We start from the raw sequence: 14,610 nt of genomic DNA, 5'->3' as shown, positions 1-14,610 counted from the left end.
CACACCATGGCTATCTGGCTCAACAAGGACAGCAAGGTCATCGTCCAGGGCATGACCGGCGCCACGGGCATGAAGCACACCAAGCTCATGCTCGGCGACGGCACCAACGTCGTGGGCGGCGTGAACCCGCGCAAGGCGGGCACCAAGGTGGACTTCGACGGCACCGAGGTACCGGTCTTCGGCACCGTCAAGGAGGCCATCGAGGCCACCGGCGCCAACGTCTCGGTCATCTTCGTGCCGGAGAAGTTCACCAAGGACGCGGTCGTCGAGGCCATCGACGCCGAGATCCCGCTGGCCGTCGTGATCACCGAGGGCATCGCCGTGCACGACACGGCCGCCTTCTGGGCGTACGCCGGCAAGAAGGGCAACAAGACCCGCATCATCGGCCCGAACTGCCCCGGCATCATCACCCCGGGCCAGTCGAACGTCGGCATCATCCCGGGCGACATCACGAAGCCGGGCCGCATCGGCCTGGTCTCGAAGTCCGGCACGCTGACGTACCAGATGATGTACGAGCTGCGTGACATCGGCTTCTCGACCGCCGTCGGCATCGGTGGCGACCCGATCATCGGCACCACGCACATCGACGCCCTGGCCGCGTTCCAGGACGACCCCGACACCGACCTGATCGTCATGATCGGTGAGATCGGTGGCGACGCCGAGGAGCGCGCGGCTGCGTTCATCAAGGAGAACGTGACCAAGCCGGTCGTCGGCTACGTCGCGGGCTTCACCGCGCCCGAGGGCAAGACCATGGGCCACGCCGGCGCCATCGTCTCCGGCTCCTCCGGCACGGCCCAGGCGAAGAAGGAGGCCCTCGAGGCCGCCGGCGTCAAGGTCGGCAAGACGCCGACCGAGACGGCGAAGCTGGCGCGCGAGATCCTGAGCGCCTGAGCTTCTCAGCTGCGTTGGTGGGCCCGTTCCCCTTGGCTGGGGCGGGCCCACCGCCGTTTTTGCCCGCCCGCCCGCAGCGGCGGCGGGCTGTCGGCGTTCACCTCGCCAGCGGTACCAGTCTCTCCGGTCCGCTCGCTTCCGACCGTTGCAGTTTTGCTCGCAGTGCCTGTTCCTGCTCGGACAGCGGGCCCAGGGCAACCCGGGCCGGGACCCCTTCCACCGCATGCGGCGCGGCGATCGGCGGCTCGTAGTGCGTCGGCGCTGTCCGCAGCGTGAGCGTCGTCGCGCCGATGATCGTCACCGTGAAGGCGATGGCCGCCCGGGTCCAGAACACGTTCCGGCGTTCGCCGACGGTGCGCACCGTTGTCGGTCTGGCCGCGCTCAGCCGCTCCGCGGAGGCCAGTTGGGCCAGGCGCCGGTGCAGTTGCGCGGGGTCGGCCAGCTCCGGCAGCAGCGCGGCCACGGCCGCACGGGCATGGGTGAGCCGGTTCGCGGCGGCCGGTGTGCTCGCCTCCGTCTCCGCGGCCGTCTCCGGCAGGCCGACCTTGACGCCGTCGTAGAGGACGAGCGTGCGCCGGTACGACGCCGGAAGCTGCAGCAGGACGTCCAGCAGTTCCCGGTCGGCGGGGGTGGCGGGCGGGGGCTCCGGGGAGCGGTAGCGCGGGCGGAAACGGTGCCAGGGGGAGAGCGCCCAGTCGTACGCCGTCGCCCGCACCCACCCTGCCGGGTCCCGGTCCCGGGCCACCTCCGGCCAGCGCTGCCAGGCCAGCTGGAAGGCCCGCTCCACGGCCTCCCGGGCCAGCTCGCGGCGCCCGGTGAGCAGATAGGTCTGGCGCACGAGAGCGGGAGCGCAGAACGCGTACAGGGCGTCGAAGGCCTGATCGGGAGTCAGCTGCTCGGGCTCGGGCGGCACAGCCGTCGGCTCCGCGAAAGAGGCCAGCAGCCGGGCGTACGCCTCGCCCGCGTCGCCGCTCGGGGTGCCGCGGCCCTGCTCCCAGGCGCGTACGGTCGCGCGCCTGACGCCGACCCGCGCCGCCAACTGAGCCAGCGTCAGAGACTGGGACTCGCGCAGCCGTCGGCGCTCCTGCGGCGGTGGCAGCGGGCTGGCAGGGCTCTGAGTCACCGGGCGCCCCTCCGTACGGAAAAGTACATAAGCATATATTGAGCGACACATCGGAGGTTCGCCTGTTACGACGGGAAAGCGTGTGTCGTTGGGAGCATGGCGGGCGTGATTCCCGTGACCGCTCGCCGATCGTCGTTGTCCCCTCTGCTCACCCGGGTGCGCGACCGCTCGCCCGGACTGGCCAACAGCCTGCTGGGAGGTGCCGTCGCGGCCGGGCTCGGGTTCGGCTCGTTCGCCGTGCTCGTGATGGGGCTGTGGATCAGCTCGCCGTACCCCGACAGCGGCCCCGGCGCCGCGCTGCACATCGCCGCCGCGCTCTGGCTGCTGGCCCACGGGGTCGAACTGGTCCGCACCGACACCCTTTCCGGCGCCCCCTTGCCGATGGGCGTGACTCCGCTGCTGCTGCTCGCGCTTCCGCTGTGGCTGCTGTTCCGGGCGGCCCGGGACGCGGTGGACGCGCCGCCCCCCGACTCCGACGGCCCGCCGCCGGTGCCGGCGTACGCGGCGTGGACGGGCGTCGTCCTCGGCTACCTCGCCACCGGCTACGGGATCGCGCTGTACTGCTCCGGCGGCGAACTGCGGCCCCAGTGGAGCTGGGTGACGGCATCTCTGCCGCTCGTCGCGGCGGGCGCGGCAGGCATCGGGGTGTGGTCGGCGTACGGCCGTCCGCGATGGCGGCGCCTCCCTGCTCGAGCGGAGCCGAGAGCCTGGGGGACGCTGCTGGGCGTGTTCGGTACGGCGGCACGCGCGGCCGGGGCCGCGACGGCGGTGCTCGTCGGGGGCGGGGCGCTGCTGGTCGGGGTGTCGCTGGTGTGGCACGGCGACGCGGCCCGGCTGTCCTTCGTGGAGCTGACGCAGGGCTGGACGGGCCGCTTCGCCGTCCTGCTGCTCGGCGTCGCGCTCGTCCCGAACGCGGCGGTGTGGTCCGCCTCCTACGCCCTCGGCCCAGGTTTCGCCCTCGGCGCCGGGCACCTGGTGCACCCGCTCGCCTCCGACCCCGCCCCGCTGCTCCCGCCGTTCCCTCTGCTCGCGGCAGTGCCGGAGCCGGGCGCCGGGAGCCTGCTGAACTGGGCGGCGGGGCTGGTGCCGGTGGCGGCCGGGGTGACGGCGGGCTGGTTCGTCGTGAGACGCGCTCCGGGCCGGCCGCAGTCCGGGTCCGCCGGCCGGCCGGAGCCCGTCGAGTCGGCGCCGGTCCGCTGGTCGGCCGGGCGCACCGCCGGGGTCGTCCTGCTGACGGCGATCCTCTGCGCGGCGTTCCTCGCGCTCCTGGCCGAGCTGGCGGGCGGCCCCCTGGGCGTGGGCGCACTGGCCCGCTTCGGCCCGGTGTGGTGGCAGACCGGGGCGGCGGCGGGCCTCTGGATCATGCTGCTCGCGCTGCCTCTGTCCCTGACCGTACGGGCCTGGCGACTACGGGGCCCGCGGACACGGGCCGGAATTCCCGCACAGGGCACCCTGGGCAGGTCGGTGAAGGAAGGAAAACCGGCCAAGGAAGGCAAGCAGGCGAAGGAGGCAAGGCCGACGAAGGACGCGCCCCAATCGGAGAAGCCGTCCGCCTCCACGCTCACCGCTTCCGAGCCCACCGAGGACGAGGACGGGCCCGAGGAGGAGGAAGGCGACCTCTACGACTTCCTCCCAGCCGACGACCCGTTCCCCCCGCTCCCGGACTGGCACGACGACCTGTCCCGCGAGACCCGCTGGGCGGCTCTGCGCGAGGCCGCGACCCCGAGGGACACCCCGGACACGCCCCCGCTCCCCACCGATCCCCCTGCCGATCCCCCCGCCGGAGGCTGACCTCGTGCCAGGCCGCGCGCTCGGCCTCAGCCGTTGTTGACCCCCAGCACCCCGCGCAGCTCGCGCGGCAGCAGCTGGTTGCAGGACTGCTTGGCCTCGTGGGTGAGGGCGTCGCTGACGCAGGTGTAGTAGTCGCGGTAGACCAGCTGCACGGTGAAGGTCGCGCCCACCAGGACCAGGGCCAGGGACCCCGCGAGCAGGCCGCCGAGGGCCGCCGTCACCTGGGGGCGGCCCGTCGGGGCGGCCGGGGCCGGGGCGTCCGGGGCGGGGGTGCGGGGCTTGGCGCGCAGGGCGCTGATCGCCCAGTACAGGGCCAGCGCGCCCAGCAGCAGGGACACGTACGGCCAGCTGAACAGGGCGAAGAAGACGGCCCACATGCCCGACAGCAGTGCGTAGCGCGCGCGGCGCTGGGCCGGGTCCGTCGGGTCCCAGCGCATGCCGGGGCCGCCTTGGCGGTCCGGGCCCTGGGGCCCGCCGCCGGGACGTTCACCGAAGCCGCCGGGGCGCTGGCCGAAACCGCCGGGGGAGCGGCCCGGCTGCTGGTCGCTCCACTGGCTGCCCCAGGGGGAACCGCCCCCGGAGCCCGAGGACCCATCGGAGCCCGAGGACCCTTCGGGGTGCCGGGGCTGCCAAGGCTGGTCCGGGGTGCCCTCCGGCGGTGGCGCGAAGGGGTTGTCGTCCTGCTGCTCACTGCCCCGACCGTTGCCGTCCCGGCCGCCCTGGGGCGCCTCGGGCGGAGAGGTCGGCCGCTCCCGCAGCAGCAAGGCACCACGCTCGCCTCGCTGGGCCGGGCGCGAGGGAAACGTGAGGAGTCGCAGGCTGCGATCGGGCATCAAAAGAGCGTCTTCCCCTAGGTGAATAAGGCAGTCCGACGTGAGCTTCCACCCCGTGAACGCACCGCACGACGACCGCGTTCCCGAGGCTGCTCGTATTCGATTCCTCCCGAACGCTACCTTCCGGCCACACACCCGTCCCGAGGGGGCCTTCCGGAATGCCGGTATCGTTGCTGCCGGTCGGCCGCTTCGTAGACTTCCCCGTATCCCGCGGGGTGAAGCATTCGTACGACTGTACAAACCCCGACTGCACAAACCCGCCCGGCCGGGCGACAGCCCGCCGGACACATCGCTTCCCGAGAAAGGGCCCCATCGTGGCCGCCACCACCCCTGGCCCCGCGGTCAAGCGCCTCGTCGTGCTGGTCTCCGGATCCGGCACCAACCTGCAGGCGCTCCTGGACGAGATCGAGCGCACCGGAGCCGATGCGTACGGCGCCCGCATCGTCGCCGTAGGGGCCGACCGCGACGGCATCGAGGGGCTCGCCCGCGCCGAGCGGGCCGGCCTGCCGACCTTCGTGTGCCGGGTGAAGGACTACGGCACCCGCGAGGAGTGGGACACGGCCCTCGCCGAGGCCGTCGCCGCTTACGAGCCGGACCTCGTGATCTCCGCCGGGTTCATGAAGATCGTCGGGAAGGAATTCCTCGCGTCGTTCGGCGGCCGGTTCGTGAACACGCACCCGGCCCTGCTGCCCAGTTTTCCCGGGGCCCACGGCGTCCGCGACGCGCTCGCGTACGGCGCCAGGGTCACCGGCTGCACCGTCCACTTCGTCGACGACGGCGTCGACACCGGCCCGATCATCGCGCAGGGCGTGGTCGAGGTCCGGGACGAGGACGACGAGAGCGCGCTGCACGAGCGCATCAAGGAAGTCGAGCGAAGGCTGCTCGTCGAGGTCGTGGGGCGGCTCGCCCGCAACGGCTATCGCATTGAGGGACGAAAGGTAGTAATCCAGTGACCGCCGAGAGCACAGTCACGGCCGAGAGCAACCAGCGGGCCATTCGCCGCGCGCTCGTCAGCGTCTACGACAAGACCGGCCTGGAAGAGCTGGCCCGCGGCCTGCACGAGGCCGGCGTCGAGCTGGTCTCCACCGGCTCCACGGCCGGCCGGATCGCCGCCGCCGGTGTCCCCGTCACCAAGGTCGAGGAGCTGACCGGCTTCCCCGAGTGCCTGGACGGCCGCGTGAAGACCCTGCACCCGCGGGTGCACGCGGGCATCCTCGCGGACCTGCGCCTCGACAGCCACCGCGAGCAGCTCGCCGAGCTGGGTGTGGAGCCGTTCGACCTCGTCGTGGTCAACCTCTACCCGTTCCGCGAGACGGTCGCCTCCGGCGCCTCGGACGACGAGTGCGTGGAGCAGATCGACATCGGCGGTCCCTCCATGGTCCGCGCCGCCGCCAAGAACCACCCGTCCGTGGCCGTGGTCACCAGCCCCGAGCGGTACGCCGACGTCCTCGCGGCCGTGCAGGGCGGCGGTTTCGACCTCGCCACCCGCAAGCGCCTGGCCGCCGAGGCCTTCCAGCACACGGCCGCGTACGACGTGGCGGTCGCGTCCTGGTTCGCCTCCGGCTACGCCCCGGCGGACGACGACTCTCAGTTCCCCGACTTCCTCGGCGCCACCTTCGAGCGCGCGCACACCCTGCGCTACGGCGAGAACCCGCACCAGCCCGCCGCCCTCTACGTCGACGGCAGCGGCGCCGGCCTCGCGAACGCGGAGCAGCTGCACGGCAAGGAGATGTCGTACAACAACTACACGGACACGGACGCCGCGCGCCGTGCCGCGTACGACCACGACGAGCCCTGTGTCGCGATCATCAAGCACGCCAACCCGTGCGGCATCGCGGTCGGCGCGGACGTCGTCGAGGCGCACCGCAAGGCGCACGCCTGCGACCCGGTCTCCGCGTACGGCGGTGTCATCGCCGTGAACCGCCCGGTCAGCAAGGCGATGGCCGAGCAGGTCGCGGAGATCTTCACCGAGGTCATCGTCGCGCCGGACTACGAGGAGGGGGCCCTGGAGGCCCTCACCAAGAAGAAGAACATCCGCGTGCTGAAGGCCCCGAACGGCCCGTGCAACAAGGTCGAGGCCAAGCAGATCGACGGCGGTGTCCTGCTCCAGGAGGCCGACCGTCTCCAGGACGCGGGCGACGACCCGGCCAACTGGACGCTGGCGACGGGCGAGGCGCTCTCCGCCGAGGAGCTGAAGGAGCTGGCCTTCGCCTGGAAGGCCTGCCGCGCGGTCAAGTCCAACGCGATCCTGCTCGCCAAGGACGGCGCCTCGGTCGGTGTCGGCATGGGCCAGGTCAACCGCGTGGACTCCTGCAAGCTCGCGGTCGAGCGGGCGGGCGAAGAGCGGGCCCGCGGTTCCTACGCGGCCTCCGACGCGTTCTTCCCCTTCCCCGACGGCCCCGAGATCCTCATCGGCGCGGGTGTCCGGGCGATCGTCCAGCCGGGCGGCTCGATCCGTGACGAACTCGTCGTGGAGGCCGCGAAGAAGGCGGGCGTGACGATGTACTTCACGGGCACGCGCCACTTCTTCCACTGAGCCCTCCACCGAGCCCTCCGGCGGTTTCGCCGGACAGTTCGCACCACACGGTCTTGTCGCCGGGGCAGTGCTCCATGCCCCGGCGCAGGGCCACGGCGTCGACCGGCAACAGGCCCCGGCCGGACTCCTCGTCCGCGCCGGGGCGGCGCCGTACGAGCCAGGCGTGGGCATCGGGGTCGGAGACCTCCAGCCGGGTACGGCCGCCGTTGTCTGCGGTTTCGAGGCGGGCCCCCCGGCGCGGACCCGAACACCCTCTGAAACCTGAGGCCTGAGCCGCCGGGTTCAGCCGGTCTGGGGCTGCAGCCGGGCCGGCAGCAGCGCTGCCACCGTGGCGGAGGCCAGCACCAGCGAGAGCGCGGACACCGGCATCGAGAGGTGCATGCCGGCGATGAAGCCCGACCCGCCGGCCGCCAGGGCACCGAAGACCGCCACCCCGATGGCGCCGCCGATCTGCCGGGCGGAGTTGAGGATGCCCGAGGCCAGGCAGGCCCGCTCGTGCTCTTCCGCCTCCAGCATCGAGGTGGTCAGCGGCGGCACCGCGAGCCCACCGCCGATGCTTGGCGGCACCAGCAGCGCCAGCAGGCCGGCCGCCTGGATCAGCACCCCCACGAGCAGCGGCAGCCGCGACCCGTACCGGTTGGTCAGCCGCCCGGCGGCCATACTGACCACGGTGTTGAAGGCGGTCATCGGCACGAACGCCGGGTCAGCCGATCTTGCGGCGGACCAGCCAGACCGTGACGATGGCCAGGAGCAGGGCGAGCAGGCCCGTCCAGCCGGCCTCGATGAACTGGAAGGACCAGAAGCGGCCGGCGGGGTGGTAGCTCGTCACGATGGTGTAGTGCCGGGCCTGGAGCCAGTCCCTGTAGGTGACCGAGGGAAGCCCGTTGCCAGGGGGGAGCTGCGCCAGGTACTTCATGTACAGGCTGTGGCTCTGGGCAGTGCCGAGCGGGTGACCGGTGGGATCCGTGTATGCGTTGCCGATCACCCAGTCCCGAGGGCCGGGCTTGCCGATGGTGGTCAGCGGCGTCATGTAGTGCCGGCGGAGCTTGTAGTCGGTCGCCATGAGCAGGCCGAACGCGCCGAGGAAGACCGTACCGACCGCGACCATGGTGCGGCGGATGAGCACGCCGGCGAGGACGCCTGCCGTGAAGGCCAGCAGCGTCTGGACCGGGAAGACGATCCCCTCCAGCTCGAAGGTGAGCTGGTCGCCGAATCCGCTGGGCAGGGCGTGGTCCAGTGGGGCGTTGTACCACGTGTACAGGGCGCCGAATGCCTCCGTCACCGCGGCCAGTGCCACCGCGATCAGGGTCAGCTTGGTCAGCAGCCAGCGGGTGCGCCCGGCCGCCTGTGTCCAGGCGAACCGGTAGGTGCCCGTCTCCAGTTCCCGTGCGATCAGGGGCCCTCCGAGGAAGGCACCGAATGCCCCTGGCAGCAGAAGGAGGAACAGGAAGGGCCACTTCGACCCGTACGAGGTGAACAGGTCGTCGGCGAGTTGCCGGCAGCGGCCGCTGGAGTAGGACGTGCACTGGGCCAGCCCCAGCTGGTCGTAGGTCGAACGTGCCTGCAGGCCTCCGGCCACCATCAGCGCGGCGAAGCAGGCCAGCATCGCCAGCAGGCCATAGAGAGCGAACCGGTGCTGGCGCCAGGTCACCCAGGCAAGGCCGAGCCGGGGCAGCGAGGCGCCGCGAGCCGGGGACGGTGCATCGGTCATTGCCATCAGTGGACCACCTGTTCGCCGTGTAGGGGTTTCGGGCCGGGCAGGGCCGAGGCGGAGGGTTCGCGCATGTAGGCGAGCACCAGTTCCTCCAGGCCGACCGGGTGCCGTTGCCAGCCCGGCGGTGCGGCCGACGGGTCGGGGGTGCGGACCAGCAGGTGCGCCTGGGCGGCAGTGCGCCGGTCCCGGACGACCGGGAAGCGCTGCGTGACGGAATCGGCCTGCGCGGTCGGACCTGTCCAGACGTGATGCCCGGCGACCAGTTCCTCGGCCTCACCGCAGACCTGGATCCGGCCGCCGTGTACGACGACCACGTAGTCGCACACCCGCTCCAGCTCCGCGACGACGTGGGAGGAGAACACCACCGAGATGCCGTCCTCCGACACGGCCGTCATCAACGCCGACATGAAGTCCTGGCGCGCAACGGGATCCAGCGCGGCCAACGGCTCGTCCAGGATGAGCAGTTCCGGGCGTTTGGCGAGCGCGAGGGAGAGCGCCACCTGTGAGCGCTGGCCGCCGGACAGAGCGCCGACCTTCTTCGCCAGTGGAATGCCCAGCTCCTTCAGGCGGTCCTGGGCGCGGTCGGCATCCCATCGCCGGTTCATGACGCGCCCCATCCGCAGCATGTCGGCCACGGACAGATTGCGGTAGAGCGCCGCCTCCTGGGCGACGAAGGCGACCGCGTCAAGCGCGGCGGCCGACCCCGCAGGCCTGCCGCCTGCCACCCGCACCTGCCCCGTCGTCGCCCTGGTCAGGCCGACCGCCAGGCTCAACAGTGTTGTCTTGCCCGCACCGTTCGCGCCGACCAGGCCGACCACGTGTCCGGCCGGAACCGCCAGCGAGCAGTCCCGCAGGGCCCACGTGCGGCCGTAGCGCTTGCCGAGTCCGGCCGTCTCGATCGCCAGGTCGCTGCTCATGCGACCACCCCCGCCCGGCTGCTGCCGCCGTCCTCGTCCGCGCGCCCTGCACGGCTCTGCCGCAGATCGTGCAGGGCCGCGGTGAACAGGGCACTCATGCCGTCCTCGTCCAGCCCGGCCTCGTTCGCCGTGCGCATCCAGGCCAGCAGGCTCTTGTGCAGGGCTGCCTGTTCTCGCAGGCCCACACGCTCCACGGTGCCCTCGACGAACGTCCCGACTCCGCGTCGACCGGCCACCAAGCCCCGGTGTTCCAGCTCCCGGTAGGCCTTCAACACCGTGTTGGGGTTGATCGCCAACCCGGCGACGACGTCCTTGACTCTCGGCAGCTGATCTCCATGCCTCAGATATCCCAGCCGGAGCGCCTGCTCCACCTGCTGGACCAGTTGCAAGTAGGTGGGCACCCCTGATCCCGGATCGAGGCGGAACTCGATCGGCGACGGCGAACCATCTTTATCTAGATCCATAGTTATTGAGTTAAATCAGATTGCTGATCTTGTGTCAACCTCTTGTGCTGACCTCGCACCAGGGTCGTCGCACCCTCGCGCCGTCGTATGTGCTCAAGAGCAGCCGGTCCTCGCCGAGTTGGCGTGCCCGTGCGGGGCACCTGCTTGCGGGTTATGGTCGTAAAGGCAGGGTGGAGAACCGCCCTGCGGCGGCACGGCCGGGGCACAGCCGGGGCGCACCTTGGTGCCGACGCCCTCACATATCGGCGGCTCCCGTGCCGTGACACTCACCGTCATTACGCGTCACCCCAAGTGATCGCCGTGGACGGAAGGGGTCTGCCCATGCGTATCGCCGTGGATCTGAACCGGTGTCAGGGGTACGCGCAGTGCGTGTACCTGGCCCACGAGGTCTTCAAGCTGACGGGCGATGAGGTGCTCTCCTACGAACCCAACCCCGATGACGAGCGGCGCCTGCACGTACGGCGAGCCGCCGCGGCCTGCCCGGTGCAGGCGATCGTGGTCGACCGCCTGGACGGCCCGGCCGACGCGGAGCGGGGCACGACGTCATGACCATGGCGGCAACGCTCTCGGAGCTGGTGCGCGACTTCAGGGCCCGAGGCCGGATCGTCATCGTCGGCGCCTCCCTGGCGGGACTGCGGGCCGCCGAAGCCCTGCGCGAGGAGGGCTTCACCGGGTCCCTGACCATCATCGGGGACGAGCCCTACGAGCCCTACGACCGTCCTCCGCTGTCCAAGCAGGTGCTCAAGGGGTGGGTGCCGGCCGGCAACACCACCCTGCCCCGCCTGCGGGAAGTGGACGCGGAGTGGCGTCTCGGGGTGCCCGCCACCCGGCTGGACCGGGCCCACAAGCAGGTCCTCCTGGCCAACGGCGATCAGGTGCCGTACGACCGCCTGCTGATCGCCACGGGAACCCGCGCGCGGCAGTGGCACAACCCGGCCGAGGCCGGCCTGGAGGGCGTGCACACCATGCGCTCGCGTGATGACGCCACGGCGCTGCAGCGGGCGCTGGCCGCGCGGCCCTCGCGGGTGCTCGTCATCGGCGCCGGGTTCATCGGCTCGGAGGCGGCCTCCGTCTGCCGGGACCTCGACATCCCGGTGACGGTCGCCGAGCGGGGCGCGGCGCCGCTGATCGGCGCGCTCGGCGGGGTGATCGGCGAGATCGCCGCTGAGACGCAGCGCGACCACGGCGTGGACCTGCGCTGCGGGGTGGGCGTGCTGTCGCTGGAGGACGACGGCGCCGGACACGTACGGGGCGCCCGGCTCTCGGACGGGACCACCGTGGAGGCCGACCTGGTGCTGGCCTCGCTGGGCTCGATCCGCAACGTGGAATGGCTGGACGGCGCCGGGCTGGCAGTCGGCCCCTGGGGCGTCGGCTGCGACGCCGGAGGCCGGGCCTTCGACATCAACGGAGTGGTGACCGACTCCGTCTACGTGGCGGGGGACGTCGCCCGCCAGCCCTACGTGCTGTACGAGTACGAGTTCCTCGCGATGGAGCACTGGGACAACGCGGTCTTCGGCGCCCAGGTCGCGGCCCACAACATGGTGAACCTCGAACCCCACTACCGGCCGAACCTGCTGCTCCCCAGCTTCTGGTCCGGCCAGTTCGGCGTGAACATCAAGTCCGTCGGCGTACCGCCCTTCGGCGACGAGATCATCTTCACCCAGGGATCGGTGAAAGAGCGCCGCTTCATCGCCGCCTACGGCCACCGGGGCCGCACCGTCGCCGCCGTCGCCTTCGACCAGGGCAAGTGGCTGCAGCACTACGGGCGGCTGATCGAGCAGTCGGCTCCGTTCCCGCCCCCGCCGCCGGGCTGGGACGTGCCCGACTACATGCAGGCGATGCCGGCCGGGTTCCCGGCACCGGGCGCCCCGGCCGCGATGCCCGACGTGGTCCTGACCGGCCACGACCCGACCGAGCGGCGGGCCGAGTTCCGGCCCCGGAGCCGCTGACGAGCGTCACGGCGACCGCGAGCGCAACAGCGACAGGTGGTGAGGAACCGTGGTCGAGGAAACTCCCTGGCAGCAGGCTCTCCGCTATGCCAACCGCGCCAACCCGTACCCCTTCTACGAGGAGCTCAGGAAGACGCCGGTGTCGCGGCAGCCGGACGGCACCTACGTCGTCAGCACCTACCGGGAGGTCGTCTCGCTGCTCCACGACAACCGGGTCAGCTCGGATTTCACGAAGCGCCCCCGGGCGGTCACGGCGGTGCCGGGGCACGAGTCGATTCTCCAGGTCGCCGGCGTGGCGCCGAACATCATCACCGTGGACCCGCCCGAACACGACCGGGCTCGGCGCCTGATGATCCGGCACTTCTACGGCCCGCCCGAGTCACCCGACTGGATATCCCGCCTGGAGCCCGAGATCCGCCGCATCGTCGGCGATCTCCTGGACAAGCTGCGGGGCAAGACCCGCTTCGACGCCGTCGACGAGTTCGCCTACCCCCTGCCGGTGACCGTGATCTGCGAGATCCTCGGCGTGCCGATGAAGGACGAACCGCTCTTCCACGCCTGGATCCACACGGCCCTGGAAGCCCTGGACCTCGGCCCGGAGGCGGGCGACGAGGAGATACGGGGTCGAGCGCAGGAGGGCCGGGAGAGCGTGAAGAAGTTCGAGGAGTACCTGGCCGGGCTGCTCGACCAGTACGCCGAGGAGCCCGGCCCCGGCATGCTCTCGGCGATGGTGCACGACCGTGGCCCGAACGGTCCCATGGCCAGGGGCGAGCTCATCAGCAATGCCTTGCTCCTGCTCTTCGCCGGGCATGAGACCACGGTCAATCTGATCGCCCACAGCGTGCTCACCCTGCTCAGGCACCCCGACGCTCTGGACAAGCTGCGCCGTCGGCCCGAGCTGATCGTGACCGGGGTCGAGGAACTGCTGCGCTTCGAGTCGTCGGTCCAGTTCTGGCACACCCGCTCCGCCCTCGCGGACATCGAGATCGCGGGCACCACCATCCCGAAGGGGGCGCCGATCTTCCTGGCGTACGGCTCGGCGAACCGTGACCCGGAACGGTTCAAGAACCCCGACCAGGTCGACCTCGAACGCCCCGACAACCAGCACGTCGGTTTCAGCCAGGGCATCCACTTCTGCTTCGGCGCCCCGCTCGCCCGGCTCGAAGTCCAGGTCGCCGTCGGCGAGTTCGTCCGCCGCGTGGAGAACCCGCGGCTGGTCGAAGACCCGCCGCCGTACCGTCACAACCAGATCTTCCGCGGCCCGCGCCACGTCCTGGTCGACGTCGACGGCATCCGCGACTGACGCGGTACTTGCCGCAAGGGATCGCCATGCGCGCTTTTCGACTCGTCGAATGGCAGAAGCCGCCCGAGCTGCGCGAGGTGCCGGTTCCCGAGCCCGGGCCGGGGCAGGTCCTGGTGAAGGTCGCGGGAGCCGGCGCCTGCCACTCCGACCTGCACATCATGGAGGAACCGGGGCCCGGGAGCGGCGAGGGGCTGCCCTTCACGCTCGGCCATGAGAACGCGGGGTGGGTGGAAACACTGGGGCCGGGTGTCACCGGCTTCGCCCCCGGAGACCCTGTGATCGTCTACGGCCCCTGGGGCTGCGGGGTGTGCGCCAACTGCCGGGAGGGCCGGGAGAACTACTGCCAGGTGGCCAGCGGTCTGGGCGGGGGCCTGGGCGGTCACGACGGCGGAATGGCCGAGTACCTGCTGGTCCCGGCGGCACGGCTCCTGATCCCGCTGGGCGACCTCGACCCCCGCGAGGCCGCCCCGCTCACCGATGCGGGCCTCACGAGCTACCACGCCGTCAAGCGGTCACTGCACCTGCTGGGGCCCGGCTCGACCGCGGTGGTGATCGGGGCGGGCGGACTGGGCCAGATGGCCATCCAGATCCTGCGCGCGCTCAGCGCGGCTACCGTGATCGTCGCCGTGGACACGGCCGCCGACAAGCTGGAGACCGCCAAGCGCATGGGCGCGGACGAGGCCCTGCTCTCGGGCGACGAGGCGGTCACGCGCATCAAGGACATGACGCGCCGGCAAGGCGCCGAGCTGGTGCTGGACATGGTCGGCGTGGACCCGACCCTGCGGACGGCCGCCCAGGTGGCCCGGGTGCTCGGCCACCTCACCATCGTCGGCCTCGGCGGCGGAGCCCTGCCGGTCAACTTCTTCAGCCCGCCGCACGAGTGCTCGGTCGCCTCCCCCTACTGGGGCTACCTCACCGAACTCATGGAAGTCATCACCCTCGCCCAGCAACAGAAGATCAAGCTGCTGGTCGAGCACTTCCCCCTGGAACGCGCCGCCGAGGCCTACCAGCTCCTGCACGAGGGCAGGATCAAGGGCCGCGCGGTCATCGTCCCTCACGGTTGAGGGGTTCGCACGAGTGCAACATCGC

14 protein-coding genes are annotated in these 14,610 nt (G+C 71.5%); 8 read left to right on the top strand and 6 right to left on the bottom strand.

Going from position 1 to position 14,610, the window contains the following annotated elements; all coding sequences use genetic code 11:
* Positions 1 to 6: 6 nt before the first annotated feature.
* Positions 7 to 891: a succinate--CoA ligase subunit alpha gene (gene sucD, locus ACWD3E_RS24010; RefSeq protein WP_451389605.1), complete on the top strand. Its 885-nt coding sequence runs from the start codon at positions 7 to 9 to the stop codon at positions 889 to 891.
* Positions 892 to 988: 97 nt separating this feature from the next.
* On the opposite strand, the gene ACWD3E_RS24005 is transcribed toward sucD, so the two are convergent.
* Positions 989 to 2,014, bottom strand: coding sequence for a helix-turn-helix domain-containing protein (locus tag ACWD3E_RS24005; RefSeq protein WP_451389604.1), 1,026 nt, complete (start codon positions 2,012 to 2,014; stop codon positions 989 to 991).
* Between the two features lie 96 nt (positions 2,015 to 2,110).
* Here ACWD3E_RS24005 and ACWD3E_RS24000 point away from each other — a divergent pair, with 96 nt between their 5' ends.
* Entirely contained in the window at positions 2,111 to 3,805 is a 1,695-nt protein-coding gene (locus ACWD3E_RS24000; protein ID WP_451389603.1) for a cell division protein PerM, read from the top strand.
* 26 nt (positions 3,806 to 3,831) lie between these two features.
* Here ACWD3E_RS24000 and ACWD3E_RS23995 read toward each other — a convergent pair whose 3' ends face one another.
* The gene (locus ACWD3E_RS23995) at positions 3,832 to 4,638 is read right to left on the bottom strand and encodes a hypothetical protein (protein ID WP_451389602.1); all 807 of its coding nucleotides are present in this window, start codon (positions 4,636 to 4,638) and stop codon (positions 3,832 to 3,834) included.
* 158 nt (positions 4,639 to 4,796) lie between these two features.
* On the opposite strand from ACWD3E_RS23995, the gene purN reads away from it, so the two are divergent.
* Positions 4,797 to 5,591 carry a phosphoribosylglycinamide formyltransferase gene (gene purN / locus ACWD3E_RS23990; RefSeq protein ID WP_451389601.1) on the top strand — a complete coding sequence of 265 codons (795 nt, stop codon included), beginning with the start codon at positions 4,797 to 4,799 and terminating at the stop codon, positions 5,589 to 5,591.
* On the top strand, positions 5,588 to 7,174 hold the full coding sequence (purH, locus tag ACWD3E_RS23985) for a bifunctional phosphoribosylaminoimidazolecarboxamide formyltransferase/IMP cyclohydrolase (RefSeq protein ID WP_451389600.1): 1,587 nt from the start codon (positions 5,588 to 5,590) through the stop codon (positions 7,172 to 7,174). The genes purN and purH overlap by 4 nt, the downstream gene beginning before the upstream one ends.
* A 282-nt stretch (positions 7,175 to 7,456) precedes the next feature.
* Here purH and ACWD3E_RS23980 read toward each other — a convergent pair whose 3' ends face one another.
* The 4 genes from ACWD3E_RS23980 to ACWD3E_RS23965 are packed head-to-tail and all read right to left on the bottom strand — an operon-like array spanning position 7,457 to position 10,206.
* Positions 7,457 to 7,867, bottom strand: a complete 411-nt coding sequence (locus tag ACWD3E_RS23980; protein ID WP_451389599.1) for a hypothetical protein — start codon at positions 7,865 to 7,867, stop codon at positions 7,457 to 7,459.
* A gap of 10 nt (positions 7,868 to 7,877) precedes the next feature.
* Complete coding sequence (locus ACWD3E_RS23975; protein ID WP_451389598.1) at positions 7,878 to 8,885, bottom strand: hypothetical protein; 1,008 nt, start codon at positions 8,883 to 8,885, stop codon at positions 7,878 to 7,880.
* Positions 8,886 to 8,890: 5 nt separating this feature from the next.
* Positions 8,891 to 9,805, bottom strand: coding sequence for an ABC transporter ATP-binding protein (locus ACWD3E_RS23970; protein ID WP_451389597.1), 915 nt, complete (start codon positions 9,803 to 9,805; stop codon positions 8,891 to 8,893).
* Positions 9,802 to 10,206 (bottom strand): GntR family transcriptional regulator, encoded by a 405-nt coding sequence (locus ACWD3E_RS23965; protein WP_451389596.1) that lies wholly within the window; start codon positions 10,204 to 10,206, stop codon positions 9,802 to 9,804. Before ACWD3E_RS23965 ends, ACWD3E_RS23970 begins: the two co-directional genes overlap by 4 nt.
* A 384-nt stretch (positions 10,207 to 10,590) precedes the next feature.
* On the opposite strand from ACWD3E_RS23965, the gene ACWD3E_RS23960 reads away from it, so the two are divergent.
* The 4 genes from ACWD3E_RS23960 to ACWD3E_RS23945 are packed head-to-tail and all read left to right on the top strand — an operon-like array spanning position 10,591 to position 14,585.
* Positions 10,591 to 10,818 (top strand): ferredoxin, encoded by a 228-nt coding sequence (locus tag ACWD3E_RS23960; protein ID WP_451389595.1) that lies wholly within the window; start codon positions 10,591 to 10,593, stop codon positions 10,816 to 10,818.
* Entirely contained in the window at positions 10,815 to 12,218 is a 1,404-nt protein-coding gene (locus ACWD3E_RS23955; protein WP_451389594.1) for an NAD(P)/FAD-dependent oxidoreductase, read from the top strand. The genes ACWD3E_RS23960 and ACWD3E_RS23955 overlap by 4 nt, the downstream gene beginning before the upstream one ends.
* Positions 12,219 to 12,267: 49 nt before the next feature.
* Positions 12,268 to 13,521, top strand: coding sequence for a cytochrome P450 (locus ACWD3E_RS23950; protein ID WP_451389593.1), 1,254 nt, complete (start codon positions 12,268 to 12,270; stop codon positions 13,519 to 13,521).
* 26 nt (positions 13,522 to 13,547) lie between these two features.
* A complete protein-coding gene (locus ACWD3E_RS23945) occupies positions 13,548 to 14,585 on the top strand; it encodes an NAD(P)-dependent alcohol dehydrogenase (RefSeq protein ID WP_451389592.1) in 1,038 nt (345 codons plus the stop codon).
* The last annotated feature ends 25 nt before the right edge of the window (positions 14,586 to 14,610 follow it).

It is taken from the genome of Streptomyces sp. NPDC002676 (assembly GCF_053592455.1).
Note: the sequence above shows the minus strand (reverse complement) of the source record. Positions and strands in the feature narration are given on the sequence as shown.